This is a genomic window from Flavobacterium sp. (assembly GCF_965284515.1).
Classification (GTDB): Bacteria; Bacteroidota; Bacteroidia; order Flavobacteriales; family Flavobacteriaceae; genus Flavobacterium.
Genome location: NZ_OZ260089.1, coordinates 702412 through 728791, shown reverse-complemented (window position 1 = coordinate 728791; position 26380 = coordinate 702412). Strand labels below are relative to the sequence as shown.

At 31.4% G+C, this 26380-nt stretch carries 21 protein-coding genes; 10 read left to right on the top strand and 11 right to left on the bottom strand.

The genetic code is table 11. The features are described from left to right. Positions 1-24: 24 nt before the first annotated feature. A complete protein-coding gene (gene gltX, locus ACQ65T_RS03365) occupies positions 25-1527 on the bottom strand; it encodes a glutamate--tRNA ligase (protein WP_430399688.1) in 1503 nt (500 codons plus the stop codon). A gap of 120 nt (positions 1528-1647) precedes the next feature. On the opposite strand from gltX, the gene ACQ65T_RS03360 reads away from it, so the two are divergent. The 6 genes from ACQ65T_RS03360 (at position 1648) to ACQ65T_RS03335 (ending at position 11415) form a co-directional block, all read left to right on the top strand. Beyond that, positions 1648-4941, top strand: a complete 3294-nt coding sequence (locus tag ACQ65T_RS03360; RefSeq protein ID WP_430399687.1) for a hypothetical protein — start codon at positions 1648-1650, stop codon at positions 4939-4941. Continuing rightward, a complete protein-coding gene (ybeY, locus tag ACQ65T_RS03355; RefSeq protein ID WP_430399686.1) occupies positions 4934-5353 on the top strand; it encodes an rRNA maturation RNase YbeY in 420 nt (139 codons plus the stop codon). Before ACQ65T_RS03360 ends, ybeY begins: the two co-directional genes overlap by 8 nt. A gap of 35 nt (positions 5354-5388) precedes the next feature. Then, entirely contained in the window at positions 5389-7266 is a 1878-nt protein-coding gene (gene mnmG / locus ACQ65T_RS03350; protein ID WP_430399685.1) for a tRNA uridine-5-carboxymethylaminomethyl(34) synthesis enzyme MnmG, read from the top strand. Between the two features lie 126 nt (positions 7267-7392). After that, positions 7393-8241, top strand: a complete 849-nt coding sequence (locus ACQ65T_RS03345) for a class I SAM-dependent methyltransferase (RefSeq protein ID WP_430399684.1) — start codon at positions 7393-7395, stop codon at positions 8239-8241. Positions 8242-8457: 216 nt separating this feature from the next. After that, positions 8458-9045, top strand: a complete 588-nt coding sequence (locus tag ACQ65T_RS03340; RefSeq protein ID WP_430399683.1) for an OmpH family outer membrane protein — start codon at positions 8458-8460, stop codon at positions 9043-9045. Positions 9046-9135: 90 nt separating this feature from the next. Further along, positions 9136-11415, top strand: coding sequence for a helix-turn-helix domain-containing protein (locus tag ACQ65T_RS03335; RefSeq protein ID WP_430399682.1), 2280 nt, complete (start codon positions 9136-9138; stop codon positions 11413-11415). Here ACQ65T_RS03335 and ACQ65T_RS03330 read toward each other — a convergent pair. The 4 genes from ACQ65T_RS03330 to ACQ65T_RS03315 all read right to left on the bottom strand — a co-directional run bounded on the left by ACQ65T_RS03330 (position 11412) and on the right by ACQ65T_RS03315 (position 14110). Then, positions 11412-11753 (bottom strand): hypothetical protein, encoded by a 342-nt coding sequence (locus tag ACQ65T_RS03330; protein ID WP_430399681.1) that lies wholly within the window; start codon positions 11751-11753, stop codon positions 11412-11414. The genes ACQ65T_RS03335 and ACQ65T_RS03330 overlap by 4 nt on opposite strands. Positions 11754-11829: 76 nt before the next feature. Next, on the bottom strand, positions 11830-12537 hold the full coding sequence (locus ACQ65T_RS03325) for a hypothetical protein (protein ID WP_430399680.1): 708 nt from the start codon (positions 12535-12537) through the stop codon (positions 11830-11832). Positions 12538-12572: 35 nt separating this feature from the next. Beyond that, positions 12573-12956: a DoxX family protein gene (locus tag ACQ65T_RS03320; protein WP_430399679.1), complete on the bottom strand. Its 384-nt coding sequence runs from the start codon at positions 12954-12956 to the stop codon at positions 12573-12575. Positions 12957-12958: 2 nt separating this feature from the next. Further along, complete coding sequence (locus ACQ65T_RS03315; protein WP_430399678.1) at positions 12959-14110, bottom strand: ATP-binding protein; 1152 nt, start codon at positions 14108-14110, stop codon at positions 12959-12961. Between the two features lie 367 nt (positions 14111-14477). On the opposite strand from ACQ65T_RS03315, the gene ACQ65T_RS03310 reads away from it, so the two are divergent. From ACQ65T_RS03310 to ACQ65T_RS03295, 4 genes are all read left to right on the top strand, one after another. Then, positions 14478-15668: a phosphoglycerate kinase gene (locus ACQ65T_RS03310; RefSeq protein WP_430399677.1), complete on the top strand. Its 1191-nt coding sequence runs from the start codon at positions 14478-14480 to the stop codon at positions 15666-15668. Between the two features lie 51 nt (positions 15669-15719). After that, a complete protein-coding gene (locus ACQ65T_RS03305; protein WP_430399676.1) occupies positions 15720-17228 on the top strand; it encodes a LysM peptidoglycan-binding domain-containing protein in 1509 nt (502 codons plus the stop codon). 20 nt (positions 17229-17248) lie between these two features. Continuing rightward, entirely contained in the window at positions 17249-18235 is a 987-nt protein-coding gene (locus ACQ65T_RS03300) for a DUF4837 family protein (protein WP_430399675.1), read from the top strand. Positions 18236-18318: 83 nt separating this feature from the next. Then, positions 18319-18762: a GNAT family N-acetyltransferase gene (locus tag ACQ65T_RS03295; protein ID WP_430399674.1), complete on the top strand. Its 444-nt coding sequence runs from the start codon at positions 18319-18321 to the stop codon at positions 18760-18762. 132 nt (positions 18763-18894) lie between these two features. Here ACQ65T_RS03295 and ACQ65T_RS03290 read toward each other — a convergent pair whose 3' ends face one another. From ACQ65T_RS03290 to ACQ65T_RS03265, 6 genes are all read right to left on the bottom strand, one after another. Beyond that, positions 18895-20676 (bottom strand): S41 family peptidase, encoded by a 1782-nt coding sequence (locus tag ACQ65T_RS03290; RefSeq protein ID WP_430399673.1) that lies wholly within the window; start codon positions 20674-20676, stop codon positions 18895-18897. A 56-nt stretch (positions 20677-20732) separates the two neighbouring features. Continuing rightward, a complete protein-coding gene (locus ACQ65T_RS03285; RefSeq protein ID WP_430399672.1) occupies positions 20733-21554 on the bottom strand; it encodes an OmpA family protein in 822 nt (273 codons plus the stop codon). Between the two features lies 1 nt (position 21555). Then, a complete protein-coding gene (locus ACQ65T_RS03280) occupies positions 21556-23190 on the bottom strand; it encodes a S41 family peptidase (protein ID WP_430399671.1) in 1635 nt (544 codons plus the stop codon). A gap of 64 nt (positions 23191-23254) precedes the next feature. After that, the gene (gene rnpA, locus ACQ65T_RS03275; RefSeq protein WP_430399670.1) at positions 23255-23629 is read right to left on the bottom strand and encodes a ribonuclease P protein component; all 375 of its coding nucleotides are present in this window, start codon (positions 23627-23629) and stop codon (positions 23255-23257) included. A gap of 21 nt (positions 23630-23650) precedes the next feature. Continuing rightward, complete coding sequence (locus ACQ65T_RS03270) at positions 23651-24343, bottom strand: hypothetical protein (protein ID WP_430399669.1); 693 nt, start codon at positions 24341-24343, stop codon at positions 23651-23653. A gap of 89 nt (positions 24344-24432) precedes the next feature. Then, on the bottom strand, positions 24433-26310 hold the full coding sequence (locus ACQ65T_RS03265) for a M1 family metallopeptidase (protein ID WP_430399668.1): 1878 nt from the start codon (positions 26308-26310) through the stop codon (positions 24433-24435). Positions 26311-26380: the final 70 nt, after the last annotated feature.

Here is a 26380-nt window from a genome sequence, read left to right as displayed (position 1 = left end):
TGCATTTGCAGGGTTTTCTTTTTTTTATATTGTTACTATCGCTTTTTCAATTCGCTTAACACTTTCTTCTTTTCCAATCATTTCAATGATATCAAACAAATGAGGTCCTTTTAAAGCGCCTACTAAACTTAAACGCAGTGGCTGCATTACTTTACCCATTCCTATTTCGTTTGTTGTCATCCACTCTTTTAAAAGCGTTTCAATGTTTAATGACGTAAAATCTTCTATTTTATTCAATTCAGTAATTACTTGTTGCATTAAAGCTGGCGTTTCTTCTTTCCAATTTTTAGCTGCTTTTTCATCGTAGCTTGTTGGCGCCACAAAAAAGTAATCGGCTAAATCATATAAATCCGTTACAAAGTTTGCTCTTTCTTTTACTAATCCAACTATTTTTGTCAAATCGAGCGCAGTCGAGATTTCTTTTTTATCTAATTCAACTTTAAATAAATCTGCTAATTCAGCATCTTCTTTTGTAATTAAATATTGATGGTTGAACCACTTATTTTTTTCAGGATCAAATTTCGCACCTGATTTATTTACTCTATTCAAATCAAATTTTGCAACTAATTCTTGTAGTGAAAATAATTCTTGCTCTGTTCCATCGTTCCAACCTAATAACGCTAAAAAGTTCACAACCGCTTCTGGGAAAAATCCGTTTTCTCTGTAACCCATTGATGTTCCTTCTTCTGTTTGCCACTCTAATGGAAATACTGGGAAACCTAATTTATCACCATCACGTTTAGAAAGTTTTCCGTTTCCAACTGGTTTTAATATTAAAGGTAAATGTGCAAATTCTGGCGCATCCCAACCAAAAGCTCTGTACAATAAAACATGTAAAGGCATTGATGGCAACCATTCTTCACCACGAATAACATGCGAAGTTTCCATTAAATGGTCGTCCACAATATTCGCTAAATGATAGGTTGGCATTCCGTCACTTTTAAACAAAACTTTATCGTCTAAAAGATTCGTATCAAACTTCACATCACCTCTAATAATGTCTTTTAATTCTAAAATTTCATTTGTAGGTGTTTTAAATCGCACTACATAATGTTCTCCTTTAGCAATTCTTTCCTCCACTTTTTCACGTGAAACCGTTAATGAATTATCTAATTGCTCTCTAATGGTATGGTTGTAAATAAACGTTTCTTTGTTTGATTCTTTCTCTTTTCGTAAAGCATCCAAAGCTTCTGGTGTATCAAATGCGTAATATGCCCAACCTGAATTTATCAGTTGCTCTGCATATTGCTTGTACATTTCTTTTCGCTCACTTTGTTTGTAAGGTCCAAATTTTTCATTCTTTCCTATCGTTTCATCAGGAGCAATTCCTAACCATTCTAAAGCTTCAAAAATATAAGCCTCAGCGCCTGGAACAAAACGCGTTTGATCGGTATCTTCTATTCGTAAATAAAAAGTTCCGTTATTTTTCTTAGCAAATAAGTAATTGAATAAAGCAGTTCTTACACCACCTATATGTAAAGGTCCTGTTGGACTTGGAGCAAATCGTACTCTTACTGGTTTTGACATTTTTCTTGAAATTTGATGCAAAGATACAATTTGATGTATTGTTTTGCTAATCACTATTTACTTTTGACTAATTACTTTTTATATCGTATTTTTATCAGTTATTAACAGGTTATCGACATTTTGGAAGCTAAAAACGAAATTTACAACAAGCTAGAAGACTTTATTAAGAAGTTTTACTATAACGAACTTATAAAAGGAAGTATTCTTTTTTCAGGAATAGGTTTGTTGTATTTTATTGCTACCCTTTTAGCTGAGCATTTTCTTTGGCTTTCAACGTTTGGTAGAAGTTTGCTTTTCGGAATTTTTATATTATTCGAATTGTTTTTGCTTTTCCGATTTATTCTTTTTCCGATTTTTAAATTGGTTAAACTTCAAAAAGGATTAAATTATGTGGAAGCATCGCAAATTATTGGAACACATTTTACCGAAGTAAAAGACAAACTTTTAAATTTCCTTCAGTTATCGAATCAAGATAATCCATCAGAATTATTATTAGCTTCGATAGATCAAAAAGCAAATACTTTACAACCGATTCCTTTTTCTAACGCCATTAGCTATTCGAAGAATAAAAAGTTTCTTCCTTATTTAATTGCACCAATTGTTTTAATTTTCTTTTTTATTTTTTCGGGAAATTTAAATGTTTTATCAAGTAGTTTTGATCGTGTGGTTCATTTTACGAAACAATATGAAGCTCCTGCTCCATTTAATTTTGTGTTGTTGAATAAAGAGTTGAATGTAAAACAAAATCAGAATTATACCTTACAAGTTTCAACTGTTGGTAAAGTTGCTCCCGAAAACATAAGTGTTATTATTAATGATGCTTCGTATTTTTTAGAAGAAGTTAAACCGGGTTTGTTTCAATATACGTTTGAAAATGTAAATAAAAGCATTTCTTTTTTCTTAGAGGCAAATGATGTTACTTCTCAAAATTATACGTTGAATGTTGTAGATGTCCCAACGATTCAATCGTTTAAAATGATTTTGAATTTTCCAAAATATTTAAATCGTAAACAAGAAATCGTAAGCGGACTTGGAAATGCTATTGTTCCAGAAGGTACTGTTATAAATTGGCAAATTGAAACGGTTTCTACCAATCGTATTGATTTTATTACACAGGAAATTGCTTCTTTTGTAAAGAAAGAAAACACTTTTTCGTTGCAACTAAAAATCAATTCCAATTTAGATTACGCAATTGTTACTTCAAACAAAACCATTAAAAATCACGAAAAATTTGAGTATCAAATTACAGTAAGTAAAGATCAGTTTCCAACCATTACAACCCAACTTGCTCCTGACTCTTTAAAATTGAAAAGTAAAGTTATTGTGGGTCAAGTAGCAGATGATTTTGGTTTAACCAAATTATATGTTGTGTATTACCCAAAAGGAAATGCTTCTCAATCCAAAAAAGTTTTTTTACCTATAAAAAACGGAACTGTTGATCAATTTATCTATAGTTTTCCAAATGGTTTATCACTTGAGAATGGTTTAGAATATGAATATTACTTCGAAGTGTTTGATAATGATGCTGTTAATGGTTTAAAATGTTCTAAATCAAGTGTTTATTTACATTATGAACTTACTAATTCGCAAAAAGAAGACAAACAACTAAAAGAACAACAAGAAAACATCAATAGTCTTGAAAAATCACTTAAAAATCAAGACAAGCAATTTTCTGAATTGGATAAGTTGGAGAAATTGAACAAAGAAAAATCTCAACTTGACTTTAAAGACCAAAAGAAAATTGATCAGTTTTTGGAGAAACAAAAACAACAAGATCAAATGATGAAAGAGTTTTCGAAAAACCTTTCGAAAAACTTGGAAGAATTTAAATCTACCGATAAAGAAAAAGAAGAGTTGATTCGTCGTTTAGAGGAAACACAAAAGCAATCTGAAAAGAATGAAAAACTTTTAAAAGAATTAGAAGAGCTTTCAAAAAAATTACAAAAAGACGAGTTGTTTGAAAAGGCTGATAAGTTAAAACAGAATAGTAAAAGCCAATCTTCGAATTTAGAACAATTGGTAGAGCTTACCAAACGTTTTTATGTTGAAAGGAAAGCAGAACAAATTGCTGATAAATTAAATGAATTAGCTAAAAAAGAAAATATACTTTCTGAAGACAAACAAAATAACACATCTGAAAAACAAGCTGAAATTAATAAAGAGTTTAAAGAATTGTCAAAAGAATTAGAAGAATTAAACAAACAAAACGAAGATTTAAAAAGCCCACTTGAAATTCCTGATACAAAATCGGAAGAAAAATCAGTTGAAGAAGATTTAAATAAAGCGAAAGAAAAATTAGATAATAAAAATCAAGATGGTGCAAAACCAAAACAGAAATCGGCTGCTAAGAAAATGGAAGAAATGAGTCAGTCTATGACTGCTTCTATGCAAGGTGGTGAAATGGAACAAATGGAAGAAGATGCAAAAGCATTGCGCCAAATTTTAGATAATTTATTAACTTTTTCGTTTGATGAAGAAATATTAATTACAACTACCAAAGAAACTCAATCTCGTTCTTTACAGTTCAACCGAATATTAAAAAAACAACAAGAATTGAAGAATCAGTTCAAACATATCGATGATAGTTTGTTTGCAGTTTCATTGCGTAATCCTATGATAAGTGAAATTGTTCTAAATGAAATTGGAGAAATCCATTATAATTTAGACAAAACACTTGAAACTTTAGCGGATAATAATATTCAAAAAGGTGCTTCTCACCAACAATATGTTTTGTCTTCTGCTAATAAATTGGCTGATTTTTTAAGCAATGTTCAAAACCAAATGCAGATGCAAATGTCAGGTCAAGGACAAGGTAAGCCTAAAAAAGGAAAAGGAAGTGGAATGCAACTTCCTGATATTATTAAAAAACAAGAAGGTTTAGGTGAGAAAATGAAAGACGGAATGAAACCTGGTGATAAAGAAGGTAAAGGAAAAAAACCTGGAGAAAAAGGAAAAGAGGGAGAGTCAGGTAAAGGTTCAGAAGAAGGCGAAGGTGGTTCAGAAGGTAATGCAGGCAAAGTGCTTGAGATTTTAAAAGAGCAACAACAACTTCGTGAAGCATTGCAAAACGAATTAAATAAACAAGGAATGTCTGGTGTGGGTCAAAGTGCTTTGGATAAAATGAAAGAGATTGAAAAGCAATTAATCAATAAAGGTTTTAAAAATGAAACGCTTCAAAAGATGCTCAATTTAAAACATGAATTATTGAAATTAGAAAAAGCAATTCAACAACAAGGAGAAGATACAAAGCGTAAATCAAATTCTAATAAAGATGATTTTAATGGAACTACTACTCTACTTTCTGATGAGTTAAAAGAATATTTAAATAGTATTGAAATTTTAAACAGACAAAGCCTACCTTTGCAACCAAATTTTAATAACAAAGTACAACACTATTTTAAGCACAATGATTAGTTTTAATTACGAAACCGATTTCGAATTACCAAATGAAGAAGTTTTTGAAAATTGGATTATTGATATTGTAGATTCTGAAGCCTCTGCTGTTGGTGAAATTAATTATGTTTTTTGTGATGATGATTATCTGCATAAAATTAATGTTGAGTATCTGAATCACGACACTTTAACAGATATTATAAGCTTCGATTATACAGTAGGAAATTTAATACAAGGAGATATTTTTATTTCAATTGAAAGAGTTAAGGATAATGCGAATGATTTTAATGTTTCTTTTGAAGAAGAATTGAAACGAGTTATGGCGCATGGTGTTTTACATTATTGTGGATATAAAGACAAAACAGATGCTGACGTTGAATTAATGCGTCAAAAAGAAGAAGAAAAAATTAAACTGTTCCACGTGGAACAGTAATTTTTAAATATTAATCTAATGTTTCACGTGGAACAATGAGTTTATTTCAAAACACATACGATGTAATAGTAGTTGGTGGTGGTCACGCTGGTTCCGAAGCGGCAGCTTCGGCGGCTAATTTAGGTTGTTCTACCCTATTGGTTACAATGAATATACAGAACATTGCGCAAATGTCTTGTAATCCTGCTATGGGAGGAATTGCAAAAGGGCAAATTGTTAGAGAGATTGATGCGCTTGGGGGTTATTCTGGAATTGTTTCGGATGCTTCAGCAATTCAATTTAAAATGTTGAACAAATCGAAAGGCCCTGCAATGTGGTCTCCAAGAGTTCAAAGCGACAGAATGAAGTTTGCTGAGGAATGGAGAATGATGTTGGAAGGAACCCCAAATTTAGACTTTTACCAAGAAATGGTTTCTGGTCTTTTAACTGAGAATGGAAAAGTTGTGGGTGTAAAAACATCCTTGGGACAAGTTATAAAAGCAAAAACCGTAGTCCTAACCAACGGTACTTTCTTAAATGGTTTAATCCACATTGGTGACAAACAATTTGGTGGAGGTCGTGCTGGTGAAGGTGCTTCTTTTGGAATTACAGAAGACTTAGTAAATTTAGGTTTTAAATCAGGTAGAATGAAAACAGGAACTCCTCCTCGTGTTGATGGTCGTTCCTTAGATTTTTCTAAAATGATTGAACAATCGGGTGACGCTGTACCTGAGAAGTTTTCTTATTTAGAAAGTTCAAAACCACTTACTGAACAACGTTCATGTTGGATGACGTATACTTCTCCAGAAGTACATGATTTACTTCGTGAAGGTTTTGATCGTAGTCCAATGTTTAATGGTAGAATAAAAAGTATTGGTCCAAGATATTGTCCTTCTATTGAAGATAAAATTAATCGTTTTGCAGATAAAGACAGACATCAATTATTTATAGAACCAGAAGGTTGGAAAACTTGTGAAATGTATGTGAATGGTTTTTCTACATCTTTACCAGAAGAAGTTCAGTTTAAAGCAATGCGGTCTGTAGCTGGTTTTGAAAAAGTAAAATTCTTCAGACCTGGTTATGCAATTGAATACGATTATTTTCCTCCTACGCAACTGAAGCATACTTTAGAAACAAAGTTAGTTGATGGATTATTTTTTGCAGGACAAATTAATGGTACGACTGGTTATGAAGAAGCAGCTTCTCAAGGTTTAATGGCAGGTATTAATGCGGCTTTAAAAGTTCAAGAAAAAGAACCATTTGTTTTAAAACGTAATGAAGCTTATATAGGTGTTTTGATTGATGATTTAATTACTAAAGGTACAGAAGAACCATATCGTATGTTTACATCTCGTGCTGAATATAGAACGTTACTTCGTCAAGATAATGCTGATTTTAGATTAACACCAAAAGGACATGCTTTAGGCCTTGCTTCTGATGAGCGTTTAATTCGTATGGATAAGAAGCTTTCTCAATCATCTGAAATGGTAAACTTTTTTAGAGAAACAAGTATTAAACCAGAAGAAGCAAATCCGGTTTTAGAAGTAAAAGGATCTTCACCAATGACTCAACCTGATAAAATGTTTAAAGTACTTTCTCGTCCTCAAATTGATTTGGACGATTTTCTTAAGTTTAAAAAAGTGGCAGCTTATGTTGAGGAAAGAAATTTAGATAGAGAAGTAATTGAACAAGCAGAAATTCAAGTGAAGTATTCTGGTTATATTGAAAAAGAGAAAAATCATGCGGATAAATTGAATCGTTTAGAAGATGCAATTATTCCAGACAATTTTGATTTCGATAAAATTAAATCCATTTCAATTGAAGCAAAACAAAAGTTGAATAAAATTAGACCTAAAACTATTGCCCAAGCTTCTCGTATAAGTGGTGTTTCACCAAGTGATATTTCGGTTTTATTAATTTATATGGGACGTTAAGATGCAAGAAGAAAGAGAAAAGATAGTACAAGCAGTCTTTTGTCTTTCTTCTATTCTCTGTAAATGTTTCACGTGAAACAATCTCGCTAAGCACTACTCTACTTATTCTTTTAAAAATAATTTAAAGTGAATTTTACAAATAGCACTACATATATAAAAGTTTCAGATCATTCGGTTTCAAAAGAACCGTTTGATTTGCTTTTTAATGAGGAATATGAAATTTTAAAAACAACTCCTCAACCTAGCCTAGAAAAACTTCCTTCGTACTATGAAAGCGAAGATTATATTTCACACACCGATTCAAAAAGAACCTTGTTTGAAAAAGCCTATCATTTTGTAAAAGCAAATGCTTTAAAAAACAAAGTCAATTTAATTTCTAAATTAATTCCGCAAAAAGGAACTGTTTTAGATATTGGATCTGGAACAGGCGATTTTTTAATGACAGCTAAAAATAAAGGTTGGGAAATAAAAGGAATTGAACCAAATTCAAAAGCGAAACAAATTGCTATTTCTAAAGGAGTTGTTTTTGAAGAGGCTTTAGAGAACATTGCTGACAATTCAATAGATGTAATAACCATGTGGCATGTTTTAGAACACGTACCTAATTTGGACGAACAGTTTACCCAATTGAAAAGAATTATAAACCCAAATGGATATATTGTAATTGCGGTTCCAAATTATAAATCGTTTGATGCAAAATATTATAAATCATTTTGGGCGGCTTACGATGTGCCAAGACATTTATGGCATTTTTCAAAAACCAGTATTCAAAAACTTTCTTTAGATTTTGATTTACAATTAGAAAAAGTAAAACCCATGTGGTTTGATAGTTTTTATGTAAGCTTACTTTCTGAAAAATATAAAACTGGTAAAATGAATTTCGTTAAAGGATTTTTAATAGGTTTTGCTTCAAATGTTGTTGGATTATTCAAAAAAGAGTTCTCATCACACATTTACATCATAAAAAACAAGTAAAAATCATTTTAAAGCTGTTTTTTAAACCTTTCTTTGGTTTGAAAACATAAATTATTACCAAATTTTAGAAAGTGTCTTAAATAGGCTTTTATTTAACCTGATTTTTATAATCAAAAACAATCAAAAATTATTTAATCAATAAATATTATCTATAAGTGTAATTTTATTGAAAACTTTATAACTAATTACTATTTTTACCAAAATTTAAATTAAAAAATGAAAAGAGCCTTATTAATTTTAGGAATTGCATTTGCAATGATTTCTTGTAACAAGAACGAACAAAAAACGGAAAACTTTAAAACAGCATATATCGATACTGCCGAATTATTGAAAGAATATGAGAAGTTTAAAGTTGAAGACGAAAAGTTTAAAGTGAAATCTGAAGAAATGGGTCGTCCATTAGAATCAAAATTCAGAGCTTTTGAAAATGAAGCAAAAAACTTTCAAACAAATGCAAGAGTAAAAGGTCAAGCTTGGGCGCAACAAAAAGGTGCTGAATTACAACAAAGAGAGCAACAATTAGGAATTGAGCAAAACGCTTTAATTCAACAATTACAGGTTGAAGGTGCTCAATTAAGAGATTCAATCATTAAAGAAGTAAAACAATACATCAAAGACTACGGTAAAAAAGAAGGATACGATTATATCTATGGTACTGGTGATGCTGCTACTGTTTTATATGCTAAAGATGCTTATGATATCACTAAAGAAGTTATTGAAAAATTAAACAATGATTATTCTTCAAAATCAGGTACTGAAGCTAAAAAAGTGGAAGCTACTAAAGAAGAAGAAGAGAAAAAATAATTTTCTTTTATAACATATAAAAATCCAGCAAAAAGCTGGATTTTTTTTTGAAACCAATTCTCTATATTTGCAGAGTAAACTATACGCCTTATGGAATTTTTATCTGCCGAAGCGAATTATACTCTCCGATTTATTAATCAAACCAATAAATCCATCTTTCTAACAGGTAAAGCGGGAACCGGAAAAACCACTTTACTAAAAGAAATCATTGCTACAACGCACAAAAACACTGTCGTTGTTGCTCCTACAGGAATAGCAGCTTTAAACGCTGGAGGTGTTACTATACATTCTATGTTTCAACTTCCTTTTGCTGCTTTTATTCCTGATAATAAGCAAGTTGCACAATTTTCGGGCGCCATAAAATTTGAAAATAGAGATACATTAGGTCGTCATTTTAAAATGAACGCTACCAAAAGATCTATCATTCGAAACATGGAATTACTTATTATTGATGAAGTTTCCATGCTAAGAGCCGATGTTTTAGACGCTATAGATTTCATGCTGAAGAAAGTGCGCCGCAACGAACGCGCTTTTGGCGGTGTACAAGTTTTATTTATAGGAGATTTACTACAATTGCCGCCAGTTGTTAAAAATGAAGAATGGCAAATGTTGCGTAATTATTACAACGGAATGTTCTTTTTTCATTCGCATATTATTCAGCAATATCCGCTATTATATATTGAGCTAGATAAAATTTTCCGTCAAACGGATACTGAATTTATTGATGTATTAAATAATTTACGTCACAATAAAATAACGACTTCAGATATTGCAATACTGAATCAATTTGTGCAACCTAATTTCGATTTAAAAAAGAACAAAGGATATATCACTTTAACGACTCACAATGCGAAAGCAGATGCAATAAATGCTCAATCCTTAGAAGATTTAAAAGAGAAAAAATTCACCTATTTACCAGAAGTGGTTGGCGATTTCCCTGATAAAATTTTTCCGCTCGATGAAAAATTACATTTAAAAGTGGGTGCTCAGGTGATGTTTGTGAAAAACGATCTTAATTTTGATAAGCAGTTTTACAACGGAAAAATGGGCGTTATAATATCGCTTTCAAGCAACGAAATTAGGGTTCATTTTCCAGAAGAGAACAAAACGATTGAGGTTGAACGTTACGAATGGCAAAATATTAAATACAAACTCAACGAAAACACCAAAGAAGTTGAAGAAGAAGTAATTGGAACTTTTGTCCACTACCCTATTAAATTGGCTTGGGCAATAACCGTTCATAAAAGTCAAGGTTTAACTTTTGACAAAGCTGCGCTCGATGTTTCACAAGTTTTTGCACCTGGACAAGCATATGTTGCTCTTTCGCGTTTACGTTCTTTAAAAGGGCTTATTTTACTCTCTCCGTTGAACATGAACGGCGTTTCTAGCGACGAAGATGTGTTGAGTTATGCTGAAAACAAAGCCTCTGAAGACATTTTGCAAGATGCATTGGTACATGAAACCAATACGTTCTTGCTTCATACTTTGCTTAAAACGTTCGATTTCAAAGAGTTAATACAAGAATGGCGCAACCACCAATTCAGTTATAAGGCGGAAGCACCAAAATCACCAAAATCAAAACACCTCAATTGGGCCAAACAACAATATGAAACGATTTCAAAAATAGAAGCGCCTTCGAGTAAATTTATGTCGCAATTGCATAAAATTTTCCACGTGGAAAAATTGGACGCTCCTTTTTTACAAGAACGATGTGAAGCCGCTTATGATTATTTTTTCAAAACCTTAGATCAAGTAGCGGAAGAATTATTGTTAAAGATTGAAGAAATAAAACGTACCAAAAAAGTAAAAGCGTTTTACGACGAATTAATGGTTTTAGAAGAAATGCAAATCAAAGCCATTTTACAATTGAAAAAGGCCAGATTACTGACACAAATCATTACCGAAGGAAAAGAAATTTCAAAGAAGAATTTGGTTTCAGATGATATGAATGTCTATAAAATTAATAAATTGGTTGCTGTTGCCGAACGTTTTAGAACCGAACACGCCACTTTAATGGAAGACGATGACGATGATGTTTCGTATTATGAAGATCCAAAAAAGAAAAAGAAAAAAGAACCCAAAAAAGCAACTGTTGAAATTACCTTAGAACTTTGGATGCAAGGGAACTCTATTTACGATATTGCGAAACAACGCAAGTTAACACCCTCTACTATTTTTAGTCATTTTACCAAATTAATTCAAATGGAAACAGTTGAGTTAGCTGACATTTTACCCGAAGATAAAATCATTGCTCTAGCTGCTGCTTTTAAAGATTTTAATGGAGAAAGTTTAGGCGAATTGAAAGAAAAACACGGCGATGCATTTTCTTGGGACGAGCTTCGTTTGTTTAAAGCGAGTTTGGGAAGTTAAAAAGGTATAATCCCTTTACGATAAATATCAATTTTATTAAATTCAATTACTTTATTAAATTCTTGATTCCAAATAGTAAAATCTACATTTTCTAAATATTCTTTAACTTCAGAAATTATATTTTCTTTTTTAATTTCGAATGAATTTTTTCTTGAAATAACAATATATAAAATATCAGAATTTAAATATTCATTAATTAAACCCACAAAAACCTTTTCATTTAAACTGTCTACAAAGTTTAAGTAAACCCACTCGCTTTCAGATGCTTCTGAAGGTTTAATCCATTCGATTTTATCTTTATATGTTTTGTCAGCTTCAAAAATAAGTCTAGATTCCATTTAATTTCTATTATAATTTTAGCATCAAGCGAGATTTAAATGACAAAGCATGCATAACAATTGCTATAAAAGATTGTTAGTTACCGTTATATAATTTACTCATAAGCAAACTATAACCATTCCAATTACATGTCATTTCAGTAATTGTATCCGTTTTCTTATCTTTTGTTATAGAATATGTCATTTGACCAGTACTTTCGCAAGTTCCTTTTCCTTTTAAAGCATATAACTCTGCTTCAAATTTTTTAATTGCTGTTCTCTCATCATTAGTTAGAATTCTCTTGGTATCTAAATAAGAATCAAGTAAATATTGGTTGTCAAGATAAGTAATTTGATAAAATGATTCCATTCTTGCAAGACAACCTCCCCAAGTTAAAAGCTTATATGATTCACCATTTTTTAAATTATTTATTGGAACGTACTTATAGTATTTTTCAAGAGGAAGTATATCAAATATGATTTTTGAACGATAAACCTCATTGTTTTTCAAATTTATACGCTTTTTAAAAGTGTCTTGTTTAATGTCACTATATTGTAGAATATATTGTCCAGTAGGTAAACTGTCAAAAACATATTTTTTACCAATTGTAATTCTATCGTTTATTTTTTTTTTGAATATTACCGAGTCTTTATTTGATAGTTTCAAAAAGCTATACTTGATTGGAAGACTATCTTTTACATTTGATTTAAAGAAAATAATTTCAATTTTATTGTGATGATTATTGCAACTTAATAAAGTTGATACTAAGAATATTAGTAATGTCTTTGTTATCGTATTTTTCATAATTGCAACTAACTAGTTTATAGTTGTAATAATTCCTAACTCAACATATAAACAGCTAAAACCGCAGGTACAAAATAAATTACAATAGTACGTGCACCATCGTAATCTTTAGCAATACGTTGTCCAAATAATAAAAAGATAAGTGTTAAACACGATAAGTTAGCACCATAAAGCGCCATTACTGTAGAATCTTTAGTCACTAAATTTATAATTCCAGAAATACACAATACACCAGAAATTATTTCTAATACTAAAATGATGAATAACGACATAGGCACTTGGTTGGCAAAAATAGTTCCTGCAAAATGCTCTTTAAGCCAAGAAACATTTCCTTTCCAGTCTTTTATTTTATCATATCCAGATTGTAAAAAAGTTACGGCAAGTAACAACAAAATTAAAATTGAAGCTGCGTGTGTCATAATTATTGTTTTTTATGAATTAATCGGGTTAGTTTTATCGATAAATCGGTTAAAATAATTTTACTATTTCCATTTCTTTCAATATGGTAAATAGCGGTTTCAAGTTCTTTAAAGATATCATTTATATTGCTTCCATCTACAAAAGGAGCAAATTTTTCTATATTAAAATTGGAAACAGTTGGTTCAAAAAACACCAATTCTTTCGCTTGGTAATTCGCCATTAAAGCCTGTCTGAAAAAGTAAATGCAATAATTTAAAAACTGCTTTTGCACTTCTCTACCTAAGCCCGCAATGTTTTCACTCCATTTTATTAAATCTAAAATAGCAGCAGCATTTCCTTTGGCTTTAAATGCACTTCGTATCCATTCAATAAACCATTCTTCAAACGGATATTCGTCGGCATCTTTTTTTAAGATATGCAATGCTTTATTGTAATTTCCTTCGCTTTGATGTGCAATTTTCAACGCTGCATTTTGATCGCAGTTTTCACGTGAAACCAAATTTTCAGCAATAACACTTTCGCTAATTCCTATAAAATCTAATACTTGGCAACGCGATATTATGGTTTGCAATAAATCGTCTAAATGTTCAGTTATTAAAATGAAAACCGTTTTGTTTGGCGGTTCTTCTAATAGTTTTAGCAACTTGTTTGAAGCGGCCGTATTCATTTTGTCGGCCATCCAAATGATCATTACTTTGTAACCGCCTTCGTATGCTTTTAAAGAAAGTGCTTTGTTAATTTCACTTGCTTCGTCTACTCCTATTTGACCTTGCTTTTTTTCAACTCCAATTTTCTTGTACCAATCAAATAAACTTCCGTACGGATTATCATGTAAAAATTCTCTCCAAGATGTTAAGAAATTTGCACTTACAGGGTGCTTTTTTACATCTTCATTAGTGGCAACCGGAAAAACAAAATGCAAATCGGGATGTGAAAAATGTTCGAACTTTAAATTACAAACTTCGTTTCCGCTTGTGTTTTCTTGGTCAATGTTTCCGCACAAAATATATTGTGCATACGCAATTGCCATAGATAACGTTCCGCTACCTTCCGGACCTACAAACAGTTGCGCATGTGGAATTCTTCCTGCAGTTGCACTTTTTGTCAAATGGTTTTTTATATGATCTTGTCCTAAAATGTCTTTAAAAAGCATAGCACAAACCTAATTGAAATAATTATTTTTCACTTCATAAAAGTAAAAAAATATTTTTTTAAAGAGTTGTCCCAATTGGTTTTTGATTATAATTTTCGTCAGTTCGAGTGATTTTCTTCCGGTTTGGGGAAGAAAATGGTATCGAGAACAAGAAAATTGATATTAAAAACGATTCTCGATACATTTTTTGTTCCGTTTTTCTACACAAAAAACACTCAAATTGACGTTTTTAGATAATTAAGTTCAACGAGTTAATTTAAATAGAAAGAAGTAGGACAACTTCTACAGAAAAAGAATTATAACAGTTTTTTATACCAATTTAAAACACAAAATTTTATATTTGCTTTCTTCAACCGAAAATTAACTTATGAAAACACTTAACGATTTTAATTTTAATAATAAAAAAGCAATAATTAGAGTAGATTTTAATGTGCCTTTAGATGAAGATTTTAAGGTTACAGACAATACTAGAATCGAAGCTGCTAAACCAACTATTGATAAAATTATTAACGAAGGCGGAAGTGTTATTTTAATGAGTCACCTTGGGAGACCAAAAGGTATTGAAGAGAAATATTCTTTAAAACACATTCTTGCTGAAACAGAAAAAGTTTTAGGAAGAAACGTAAAATTTGCTAATGATTGCATTGGAAATGAAGCAGTTGAATTAGCTGCAAATTTAAAAGTGGGTGAAGTTTTATTGCTAGAAAACTTACGTTTTTATGCAGAAGAAGAAAAAGGAGATGTTGCATTTGCAGAAAAACTAGCCAACTTAGGTGATATTTATGTTAACGATGCATTTGGAACCGCTCACAGAGCACATGCTTCAACAACTATTATTGCTCAGTTTTTTGGAGGTAAAAAATGTTTCGGAAATTTATTAGCCAAAGAAATTGAAAGTATTGAAAAAGTACTTAAAAATTCAGAAAAACCAGTAACTGCAATTCTTGGAGGTTCTAAAGTTTCTTCAAAAATCACGGTAATTGAAAACATTTTAGATAAAGTAAACCACATGATTATTGGCGGTGGAATGACTTTTACATTCATTAAAGCTTTAGGCGGAAAAATCGGAAATTCTATTTGTGAAGACGACAAATTAGAATTAGCCATTGAAATTCTTAAAAAAGCGAAAGAAAAAGGCGTTCAAATTCATTTGCCTGTAGATGTTGTAGCTGCAGATGCTTTTTCAAATGATGCAAATACGCAAGTGGTTGATGTAAAACAAATTCCAGACGGTTGGCAAGGTTTAGATTCTGGACCAAAATCGTTAGAAATTATAAAGCGCATAATTTTAGATTCAAAAACAATTCTTTGGAACGGTCCATTAGGTGTTTTTGAAATGGAATCTTTTGCAAACGGAACAATTTCTCTAGGAGATTATATTGCCGAATCTACTCAAAACGGAGCTTTTTCGCTTGTAGGCGGAGGAGACAGTGTTGCTGCAGTTAAGCAATTTGGTTTTGAACCAAAAATGAGTTATGTTTCAACTGGCGGAGGAGCTATGTTAGAAATGCTAGAAGGAAAAACTTTGCCAGGAATAGCGGCAATTTTAAATGATTAAATACTAAAATAAAAGTATTCTGTTTAGTGCCCCAAACTTAAAAAGAATAACATGAAAAAATTTAAAATAGTAACACTAACGCTTTTGTTGGCTTATTCTGTATTTGCACAAGAAAGCGCTCAAAGTGAAGTTTCATTAGCTTTACCTAAGGTTTCTTATATTGATTCTTTAAAAGCTACTTTTATTAATCACAGCACCAGTAATTGTATTGATCAACGTTGGTTAGAAGAGCTTTCAAACGATGATTTATACGAGGAAATGTTTTCAGACATCAATGAAGTTGATATAGATTCGGTCGTAGATTATGAATTATCGACTGATTTATTGAAAAGCAGGTTAAAAAAACTAAATGCAAAAACCCCTTTTGTTATTGATTACAATCCAGCATTAGAAAATGTAATTAAGTCCTATTTAAAAAACAGAAAAGCTAGTTTTGAACGTTTGATGGCAATTTCAGAATACTATTTCCCTATGTTTGAAGAGCATTTGTCAAAATATGATGTTCCATTAGAAATAAAATACTTAGCCATTGTAGAATCGGCATTAAACCCTAAAGCACGCTCAAGAGTTGGAGCAACAGGTTTATGGCAATTCATGTACCCAACGGGAAAACAATTTAATCTTGAAGTTACTTCTTATGTAGATGAACGTTATGATCCTCTTCAAGCCACAGAAGCTGCTTGTCAATATTTATCTAGTTTATATCAAATTTTTGGAGATTGGAGCTTGGTTTTAGCATCATATAATGCAGGGCCAGGAAATGTTTCTAAAGCAATTCGTCGTTCAGGTGGAAGTCAAAATTATTGGAACATTAGAAGAAACCTTCCACGTGAAACCGCAAATTATGTTCCTGCATTTTTAGCAACATTATACATTTACGAATTTCAAAAAGAGCACGGATTACAACCTAAAAAAGCGCCGGTTACTTATTTTGAAACCGACACAATAAAAGTAAGGAAACAACTTAGTTTTCAGCAAGTTTCTGATTTGTTAGATATTTCGGTAGAAGAAATTAAGTTTTTAAACCCAATTTATAAGTTAGACATTATTCCTTATAACGAAGATAAACCTCGTTTTTTAAGACTTCCAAAAAATAAGTTAGGTCTTTTTGTTTCTAATGAAGATAAAATTTATGCGTATGTAGATTATATCGACGCAAAGAAAGAACAACCAAGTTATGCCTCATCTACAAGAAGTGAATCAAGTTCTTCGAGTTCATCAAACTCAAGTGTTCAATATCATAAAATAAGACGTGGTGAAAGCCTTGGACTTATTGCCGATAAATACAAAGTTTCAATTAGTTCGTTAAGAAGTTGGAACCACATAAGAGGAAATAATATTCAGGCAGGAAAAACTTTAAAAATTTATTCATCTGCAAAAACTTCAAGTTCTTCATCTAGCAAGACTAGTAATAGTGGGACCTATACGGTTAAATCGGGCGACTCTTTGTATTCCATTTCAAAAAAGTTCCCAGGTGTTTCTGCAGATGATCTAAAAAAATGGAACGATATTAGTGGTAATAATATTAGACCAGGAATGAAATTAAAAGTAAAAGGTTAAAAAGAATAAATAATCATAATATGAAAAAGTTTTTTTTATTAATTGTAGGTGTTGTGTTTTTTGTTTCTTGTAAAGATTCAGAAGCAGAGAAAAAAGCGATTTTACCAGAGTCGAACGCAAAAATTAATAACGTTTCTATTATTATTGATGAAAGTTTATGGGCCGGAGAATTAGGAGATACCATTCGTAAAAAGTTTGCAGCTCCAGTTGACGGTTTACCTCAAGAAGAGCCATTGTTTACCTTGAATCAATATCCTTCTAAAATATTTGAAGGTTTTGTAAGAAAGAGTAGAAATATTGTAATAGTTCAAAAATCTAACAAAACAGGATACAGTCATCAAGTAAACCAATTTGCAAAACCACAACAAGTGTTTTATGTTTTTGGAAAAACGAATGAAGAAATTTTAACGATTTTAGAACAAAGATCAGCTGAAATAATTTCCAAAATTAAAGCGGGTGACATTATTGAAAACCAAGTTAGATTAAAGAAAGCCGCTGTTAGTGATGCAAAAGTGAGAAGCAAGTTTGGCGTTGGACTAACCATTGGTTTTGGATATAAATACGATATGGTTGAAGATAATTTCTTATGGATTAGAAAACAATTCAATAACGGCGCTAGTTATAATAGTGTTTTGGTTTATGCCGTTCCTTATGAAACTATTGAAAAAGATAATAATATTGTAAATAATATTACACAAATGCGCGACTCTATTGGAAAACAATTCATCCACGGAGTTTTACCAAATACTTGGATGATTACTGAGCCAGCGTATGCGCCTTATTTATTTGAAACAACAGTTGCCGGAAGAAAAACGTATTTAACAAAAGGAACTTGGGATTTAAAAAACGACTTCATGGCAGGACCTTTTGTAAACTATGCTATAAAAGACGAAAAAAACAACCGTTATTTAATTTTAGAAGGCTTTACGTTTCACCCTTCAAAATCTAAGAGGGATTTAGTTTTTGAATTAGAAGCTATCATACAATCGGTTAAATTTTTAAAATAGGTATTGGGTAATGGGTATTAGTTTTTTTCAACATTCATTACTCAACACTATTTACCCAAAACCTAACACCCATCAACCCACAAATGCTTACATTTAAAATAAAGCGATTTAACGAACTTTCTACTCAAGAGCTATACGAATTACTTCGGTTGCGTTCTGAAGTGTTTGTAGTAGAGCAAGATTGCGTATATCAAGATGTTGATGGCAAAGATCAAAAGGCTTTACATGTTTTAGGTTACTACGAAGGAAATTTAGCCGCTTATACACGTATTTTTGATAAAGGCTACTATTTTGATGAAGCTTCTATAGGTAGAGTGGTTGTGAGTCCGAAATACAGAGACAAGAAGTTTGGCCACGATTTAATGCGAGTTTCAATTGAAGCCGTTAAAGAACATTATAACGAAACAGCAATTACCATTTCGGCACAAGAATATTTAAAAAAGTTTTACGAAAGCCACGGTTTTGAACAAACCAGCGAAATGTACTTAGAAGACGATATCCCACATATTCAAATGAAGATGAAGTAACGTTTAGTATATGAAAAGTAGGCGGTTCCGTAGCACGAAACTTTCGGTTAAGCACCAATTTTGATGCGAGCCCAAAGCCTTGATTTTACCAATATTCCGCCTATTTTTTATATACATTGTTAGGCACAGTTTTTACTTTTCTTGAATGATTTTTTTGGTTACAATTATTACTTTATCCTCACCTGTGATAATATCTTCTACGGATTGAGTAACAAGGATATCAGGTTCTATGCCACCCAAAGGTCTATCACCAGAGAAAGTCCCAATTATAGGAAGGTCTATTTCTATCTGCGAATTAGGTAATCGCAAGAAAAACATAGTACCTCCGTTAAGTCCTTTCTGGCTACCTCCTGTGGTTTCGCCTATTAAAGTAGCCAACTTATTTTCCTTGGCTATCTCGGCAAAATAAAAAGTTGCCGAACTATTCGCTGCATTTATCAATAAATATGTATTTCCCTTAAATGCTCTGGAACTTGAATTTACAATAAGTGGTTCTTGCTTCTTAAATGTGTAAAACTCTGAATCAAATGGCTGTGTTATTTCTGTTAAATCAAAATAAGAGTTGTCCCAAGTAGTCAGATATGGCTTTAGTTCGTTAGATATTTTTTGGTAATGTACCATTTCATTTCTTTGAAATGGTTTGATAGGTGACGCTGTAAGGTGCTCTCCCAAGAATAACAATATTTCATCCTGTCCTCCTTCATTCCAACGTATATCTAAAATTAAATTTTCAGTTTTATTTTTCTTTATTTGCTTGAAAGCATTATCTAAAAAGTCCTTCCATTCAAAGGAAAGTTGAAACACATCAAAAGTTCCCAATTGTAGATAAGCTGTATTATTTTCCCAAAATTCAAGTTTCCACAGTTGGTCTGAGTTAGTTGGTCGGTTAGGATATTTTTTTGTCAGAGTGTTTGCTCTTTCCATTCTACTAACTACATTCACCATTAATTCTTCTGTACTTTCATTGTCTGGTCGTCTAATCGTCAACGAGTATTTTTCGTTTTTAGGTGGATACAAGAGTGGGAAATAACAATCAAACATTTCAAAATAATTACCCACGCCAAACGTATTGAGGTCTGCATAACGTTTAGCTTCATTTGCTCCATCAGCTTTTACAAGACTTGCGGTTTCTTGCAAAAATATCTTTGCTTGAACTCCGTCAACGGTTAAGATTTCTGTGCCTCGAGGTAAGTCTGAATCTTCAACAATACTTTCTGATACTATCATTTTTTGGTCTAAAACTCTGAAAGTAAATGGCAATTTGTCTTTTTGATTGAGTACCACCTCTTTTATAAAGCCATTTTGGTTGTAAGGGCTAGGAAAAGTATGACCGCATTGAATAGTCGAGGTTAATTTGGTAAAATTCAAAAACGCCTCTTGATAAGACAAAGGTTCAGAGAATACTTTTTGGAAATGGTCAAAAATTGAATCCATTTCCATTTTAGTTCTGTATCTGTAAAGCCCCGGATGAACTTCCAAAAGAGCCTTTTTAAGGATTTCAAAATCTTCGCTTAGTTTCTCAACATTTAGTTTGGGTAAGCGTCCTACATCTATATCGCCCAGTACATTCCAAACATCGTTTAGTTGAATTTCGCTTTCGTCCAGCAGTAAAAGTCTGTTTTGTCCTTCCAATTCCCAAACGGGCGTTTTATCTCCATAAACATATTTGTACTCTAATACCTCGTTTTCCTTATTCGGAAAGGTAAGCACTGCTTCAAAAATCCCGTTTTTATCTGAGTCTTGAAGAAAGTATGTTTTTTCCCAACTCAATGGACTTACACTACCTCTAATACCGATATTTTCAACATTTTTCAGTGAAGTTGCGTTTACACTAAACCTCACATTGGTATTTTCTTGTGCCAAAACGCACAGGCTGTTTGTTAAGACTAGAAATAAGATAAATACTCTTTTCATTGTCATTTTTGTTGGTTTGTAATTGTGCCTAACTATTGTATATCCGCTACTTTTCCTTAAATCTTAGTAATTACCAGCTCAACTCTACGGTCTAATAAAGGGCCTTTTCCTAGCGGTTGCGTGTTACCGTAGCCTTTATAAGTCATTCGTTTTTTGTTTATTTTTCTAAACCCTAAGTATTTAAAAACAGAGTATGCTCTATTAGTAGACAAGGCTCTTTTTTTAGTATCTCTGTCAATGGCTTCTTTATGGAAAGATGGTGTACAACAAACATGTCCTTGAATTTCAAATTCAATATTTTTATAACGATATAATAGTTTAGCAACGCGCTCTAATTCTTGTTTTGCTTTAAATGAAAGTTTACTGCTTCCCCTTTCAAATAAGAGCTTGTCTAGATATATTCTGTCTCCTACAACTGGGTTTTTAGGAATGGTACTATAAACTCCGGGAATTTTTAAATCTTCTACCTCTACAGGTTTGTAATTTACAACAACATCTACTCTTCTGTTTTTTGATCTAGCTTCTGGAATATTGGTTTCTAAATCTTCATCAATTAAGATTTTACCTTTACCTTCTAGAGTAATAATAATTTTACTTTTAATGCCTTTGCTTACTAATTTATCTTTAACTGTATTGGCTCTATTTGTAGACAATTCATAATTATAGGCATCTTTTCCTCTATCATCACAATAACCAAATATTTCAATGGTTTCTACGTTTGAGGTGTCAATTTTTTGTACAAACTTAACTACAGCATCTGCTTGTTCGTCTTTCAAGTTGAATTTGTCAAATTGAAAATAAATAGAGTGAACTTCTTCTTCTTGAGCGAAAGACACAAGAAAAAATAAACTAAATAAAAGGGCTAAAATTTTACGCATGCTATTTTTTTAATATTTTTTTATATTCGATTTCGTTATTTAAAATGCTTTTTGCTTTATTAATTTCTGAGTTGTTTAGGGTGTAATTTAAATATAAACCATCACGATACTGAAAACGTATGATGAGTTCATCATATAACAATTTAAGAATTTCTTTTTTATGAGTAATAATTTCTTCATTCATGCTTTTTTCAATTGCAGTTTGTAAAAGAGCATATTCTTTAGAAATTCCAGATTCTATTTTTTCTTTTTTAGCTGTTTCTAAAACCTTTTTTAGTGCCAAGCTGGTTTCTGTGGCGAAATTATATTTGTCTTGCTTTAAAAACTGCTTAAACGCATTAAAATCGGCTTCGCTTATGCTGTTTGGTAAACCAGAACTTAAGTAATTATAATATAGTTGCGTTGCAAAATCAAAAATAGCATCGTTTTTAACTAAATCTTCCGTTATAGCACTTAATTTTGTTTCTTCAATAATTACATCGGGTAAAATTCCACCACCGTCGTAAACTGTTCTTCCACCTTTTGTTTGAAAAGCATTAAAATCGTCTTGTTTTATCTTTATGGCTTTTCCGTTCGCGTCTTTTCTTGCGTAATCTAATGCTTGAATACATCTTCCAGAAGGTGTAAAATATCTTGAAATGGTTACTTTTACTTGAGTTCCGTAAGCAAGATTTAAAGGACGCTGGACCAATCCTTTTCCAAAACTTCTGTTCCCAACAATTACAGCTCTGTCTAAATCTTGCAATGCTCCTGCAACAATTTCAGATGCGGATGCACTTTTTCCATCGACTAAAATCGTTAAAGGAATTTCTAAATCAACCGGTTCGTAGTTGGTTTTGTATGTATTATTGTGTTTTGCATTTTTAGATTTTGTAGTAACAATTACTTCGTTTTTTGGAACAAACAAGTTACAAATATTTACTGCTTCATGTAACAAACCACCCGGATTTGCTCTCAAGTCTAATATAATTTTTGTTGCTCCTTTGTTCTTTAAATCTAAAAGCGCCGCCTTTGTTTCTTTGCTTGCGGTTTCAGTAAACTTATTTAAAACAATATAACCTGTTGTATTATCAATTAATGAAAAATAAGGTACTGCTTTAATATCAACTTCGTCTAAAATTATTGCAATTGCTTGTTTTTTGTCTTGACGAAGGATTTCTAAATTCACTTTGGTGTTTTTTGCCCCTCTTAAAAGTTGCGATGCGTCTTCTTTGTATTCCTTGAGGTTAATATCACCTATTTGAATAATTTCATCACCGGCCTTTAATCCCGCTTTATCAGCTGGAAAACCTTTGTAAATTTCTTTGATAAAAACGCGACCTTCTTTTCGGCTCACCATAGCGCCAATTCCAGTATATTCTCCGGTTGTGTTTATTTTGAATTTTAGAACATCTTGTTCGTTAAAAAAAACGGTGTAAGGGTCTAATTCAATCAACATGTTTTTAATGGCATTGTCCATTAATTCTCCCGGGTTGGTTTCGTCAACGTAGTTTTGATTTACGGTTTTAAACAAGTTGGTGAAGATTTCAATTTGTTTAGCAATTTCAAAAAAATCATTTCTAAAACTTACACCTACAAATAGAAAAGTTAAGGCAAAAATGGGAATCAATATTTTTTTACTAAGAATAGATTTCATTTTTTTAGGATAAGTTTAGTTCACGAATTTAATTATAAAACGTCAAAAATTAAACCAAAAATGATTATTCTTTTATTTTTTCGATAAATTTTTGAAAAAGTTGAATTGTTTTCTCATTGATTTCTTGATAAGAAAGCACTTCTTTTGATTGGTAGAAAAACATCATAGCCATCGGTTTATCAATACTTTCAGAAAAAACATCCTTATTCAATCGATAACATTCTCTAAGAATTCTTTTTAAACGGTTTCTATCGACTGCATTTTTAAAATATTTTTTAGAAACGGAAACACCAAACTTAATGAGCTCTTCGTTTTCAATAGAATTTTCAACATATACTAAACGCAAAGGATATTTTGAAACAGATTGCCCTTCAGAAAACAGAAGTTCAATTGTTTTTTTACTTTTTAATTTTTCGTTTTTAGGATATGTAAAAGGCATGAGGCAAAGATATGGTAAAGTTTAACTTATTGAAACTTCATTTTCTCTTTCTTCATCTGAAATCATAAATTTATAAAAAGTAAAATTTGAAATTCCAAATAGTATAATTGTTAATGTTCTCAATTCTGGGGCTTCTATATAATATTTATGGATAAAAAACATACCAATTTGAATTACAAAAAGAACGGCAGAAATTAACAACCAAAAGTTCTTGTTTTCATCTTCAAAAAGATAGTTATATAGTGCTATTCCTCCAATAAAAGAAGTTAACAAACCATTTAAAACCCATGGATAAATGTCTGCATTTAAAAATTCATTAATTAAAAGAAGAAAATAAGAGTATGTAAACAGAAAAGGGATAGAAGCTAAAAATAATGCAAACCAGTTTTTATTTCTTACACTTTTATAAACAAGAAGAAAAATTAAAAATCGATATAAAAGAGATGTAATTGACCCATAAAATGATCTCTCGGGGGCATTGTCCAAAAACATTATGTATGAAAAGAAAAATAACAATAATGCAACTAGATAAAGAATATTTCTTTTTTGAGAATGCAACCAATAGATAATGATTAGTAGAGGGATTCTTGAACCTCCAATGATATAGTTTATCGAAGGGTAATCACTAAAATCAAACATAGAAAAAATTACAATTACTATGAAGTAAATGATTGTAAGGATTAAAACAGGATTAAAACTGTTTAATGTTTTCATTTAAAATGGTTTAACAACAATATATTGTGCTAAAATAAAGAAACGAACCATTAATTGGTTCGTTTTTTTATTTATTATTTTAATGAAGTTTATTTTTTCTCAAAAACATTATTTGATAAGTCAACGTCTGCCATTAATCCGCTTGGATCAATAACAATTGCTTTTATTGATGATTTTACTTTTGATATATCAAAACTAAACTTTGGACTTGACCAATCCCAACCTTTTAATACGGTTCTGTTTATTGAATAAGAATTTGGTTTTTCCCAACGCATTAAAGTGTTTGGAATATAAAATAATTCATTCGTTCCATCTTCATAAACTACAAGTAGGTCAATTGGCATTGGCATTCTTCCAATTCTTTCCAAAGTAATTTTCGTGTTTTTATCGGCTTCAGCAACTTCTTTAATTGCATAATCAATTGTATTTGTAGTTTGTGTCCAATCTAATAAATACCAATCTAAGTTAGCACCAGATACTTTTTCAGCAGAACGCTTAATATCATTAGGTGTTGGGTGTGTTAATTTGTAATCTGCATAATAACGTCTTAAAGTCTTCATTAAGTTTTCAGTTCCAATTACATAGCCTAATTGCGCTAAAAACACTTCACCTTTACTGTATGCTGAAATTCCATACGCCATATTAATGTCATATCTATCGGCATGTGTAGAAAGTGGTTGTTCTTTTCCACTTTTTACTAAATAACGATATCCGTTGTAAGCTCCTTCAAAAGGATTGTCTACTTTTTCTTTTCCAGGTAAAACGGTTTCCATTGCTAGGTCTGAAATAAATGAAGTAAACCCTTCGTCCATCCATTCATGTTTAGATTCGTTTGACGCTAATACAAACTGAAACCATGAATGCGCAAATTCATGAGCCGTTACACCTACTAAACTTCCAAAGCTTCTGTTTCCTGTAATTAACGTACACATTCCGTATTCCATTCCACCATCTCCACCTTGAATAACTGAATATTGTTTGTATGGATATTCTCCTACATTTTTATTGAAGAATTCTAATAACTCAGCCGTTTTTGGTTGAAGATTTTTCCAGTTTTCTAAGTTTTCCGCTTTGTTTTTATATAAGAAATGTAGCTCAACATTATTAGGACCTAAAATCATATCATGAACATATTCATTGTCTGCAGCCCAAGTAAAATCATGTACATTAGGCGCAACAAAGTGCCATGTTAATGTTTTTGTTCTTTTAGAATGTTTTACTTCAACTCCTTTGTCTTGGTAGCCATGGCCAATTTCATTTTTATTTTGCAAATAACCAGTTCCGCCAACAGTAAAATTTTTATCTATTGTAAGTTTAACGTCAAAATTTCCCCAAACACCATGAAACTCTCTTCCAATGTATGGGTCAGCATGCCAGCCTTCGAAATCGTATTCTGCTAATTTTGGATACCATTGCGTCATAGAAAGCGCAACTCCTTCTTCAGAGTTTCTACCTGATCTTCTTACCTGTAAAGGAACTTGACCTTCAAAATCAAGCGTAAAAGTGGTTTTTTGTTGAGGTAAAATAGGCTCGTTTAGAGTTACCTCTAAAACAGTTCCAACTACCCTTGTTTTTGCAACTGCACCGTTTTGTTTGAAATTTTTAATATTTAAAAACCCTACTTCATTTGGTTTTAAAGTGCTAATTCTGCTTTCTTTTATTTCTTTTCCATCTTGTTTGAAGGATTTTATCATTCTTTTATCAGGATCAGCAATTGTTTGTAAACGCATGTCCATTTCGCTACCTGGTTGGAAAGCGTTGTTGTATAAATGGTAGAAAACTTTATTTAAAGTGTCTGAAGAATTGTTGGTATAAACCAATTCCTGATTTCCAGTATATTGATAATTTTTAACATCCATTTTAACGTCCATTTTATAATCGACATGTTGTTGCCAATAACCTGGATTAGGATTGTTTTGAGCAAACCCTATAAATGTAAAAAGAGATAAAATAAATATTTTTTTCATAAGAATAAGTTTAAAAAAACCACAAAGTCATTTTAAAAAACGTCTTTGTGGTTTTGATTTTTTAAATATT

What these genes read in the sequence shown, in the direction of transcription:
- gltX (WP_430399688.1), bottom strand. Translation starts at nt 1,527, where the DNA reads ATGTCAAAACCAGTAAGAGTACGATTTGCTCCAAGTCCAACAGGACCT.
- ybeY (WP_430399686.1), top strand. Translation starts at nt 4,934, where the DNA reads ATGATTAGTTTTAATTACGAAACCGATTTCGAATTACCAAATGAAGAA.
- mnmG (WP_430399685.1), top strand. Translation starts at nt 5,389, where the DNA reads ATGAGTTTATTTCAAAACACATACGATGTAATAGTAGTTGGTGGTGGT.
- ACQ65T_RS03340 (WP_430399683.1), top strand. Translation starts at nt 8,458, where the DNA reads ATGAAAAGAGCCTTATTAATTTTAGGAATTGCATTTGCAATGATTTCT.
- ACQ65T_RS03335 (WP_430399682.1), top strand. Translation starts at nt 9,136, where the DNA reads ATGGAATTTTTATCTGCCGAAGCGAATTATACTCTCCGATTTATTAAT.
- ACQ65T_RS03330 (WP_430399681.1), bottom strand. Translation starts at nt 11,753, where the DNA reads ATGGAATCTAGACTTATTTTTGAAGCTGACAAAACATATAAAGATAAA.
- ACQ65T_RS03325 (WP_430399680.1), bottom strand. Translation starts at nt 12,537, where the DNA reads ATGAAAAATACGATAACAAAGACATTACTAATATTCTTAGTATCAACT.
- ACQ65T_RS03320 (WP_430399679.1), bottom strand. Translation starts at nt 12,956, where the DNA reads ATGACACACGCAGCTTCAATTTTAATTTTGTTGTTACTTGCCGTAACT.
- ACQ65T_RS03315 (WP_430399678.1), bottom strand. Translation starts at nt 14,110, where the DNA reads ATGCTTTTTAAAGACATTTTAGGACAAGATCATATAAAAAACCATTTG.
- ACQ65T_RS03310 (WP_430399677.1), top strand. Translation starts at nt 14,478, where the DNA reads ATGAAAACACTTAACGATTTTAATTTTAATAATAAAAAAGCAATAATT.
- ACQ65T_RS03305 (WP_430399676.1), top strand. Translation starts at nt 15,720, where the DNA reads ATGAAAAAATTTAAAATAGTAACACTAACGCTTTTGTTGGCTTATTCT.
- ACQ65T_RS03300 (WP_430399675.1), top strand. Translation starts at nt 17,249, where the DNA reads ATGAAAAAGTTTTTTTTATTAATTGTAGGTGTTGTGTTTTTTGTTTCT.
- ACQ65T_RS03295 (WP_430399674.1), top strand. Translation starts at nt 18,319, where the DNA reads ATGCTTACATTTAAAATAAAGCGATTTAACGAACTTTCTACTCAAGAG.
- ACQ65T_RS03290 (WP_430399673.1), bottom strand. Translation starts at nt 20,676, where the DNA reads ATGAAAAGAGTATTTATCTTATTTCTAGTCTTAACAAACAGCCTGTGC.
- ACQ65T_RS03285 (WP_430399672.1), bottom strand. Translation starts at nt 21,554, where the DNA reads ATGCGTAAAATTTTAGCCCTTTTATTTAGTTTATTTTTTCTTGTGTCT.
- ACQ65T_RS03280 (WP_430399671.1), bottom strand. Translation starts at nt 23,190, where the DNA reads ATGAAATCTATTCTTAGTAAAAAAATATTGATTCCCATTTTTGCCTTA.
- rnpA (WP_430399670.1), bottom strand. Translation starts at nt 23,629, where the DNA reads ATGCCTTTTACATATCCTAAAAACGAAAAATTAAAAAGTAAAAAAACA.
- ACQ65T_RS03270 (WP_430399669.1), bottom strand. Translation starts at nt 24,343, where the DNA reads ATGAAAACATTAAACAGTTTTAATCCTGTTTTAATCCTTACAATCATT.
- ACQ65T_RS03265 (WP_430399668.1), bottom strand. Translation starts at nt 26,310, where the DNA reads ATGAAAAAAATATTTATTTTATCTCTTTTTACATTTATAGGGTTTGCT.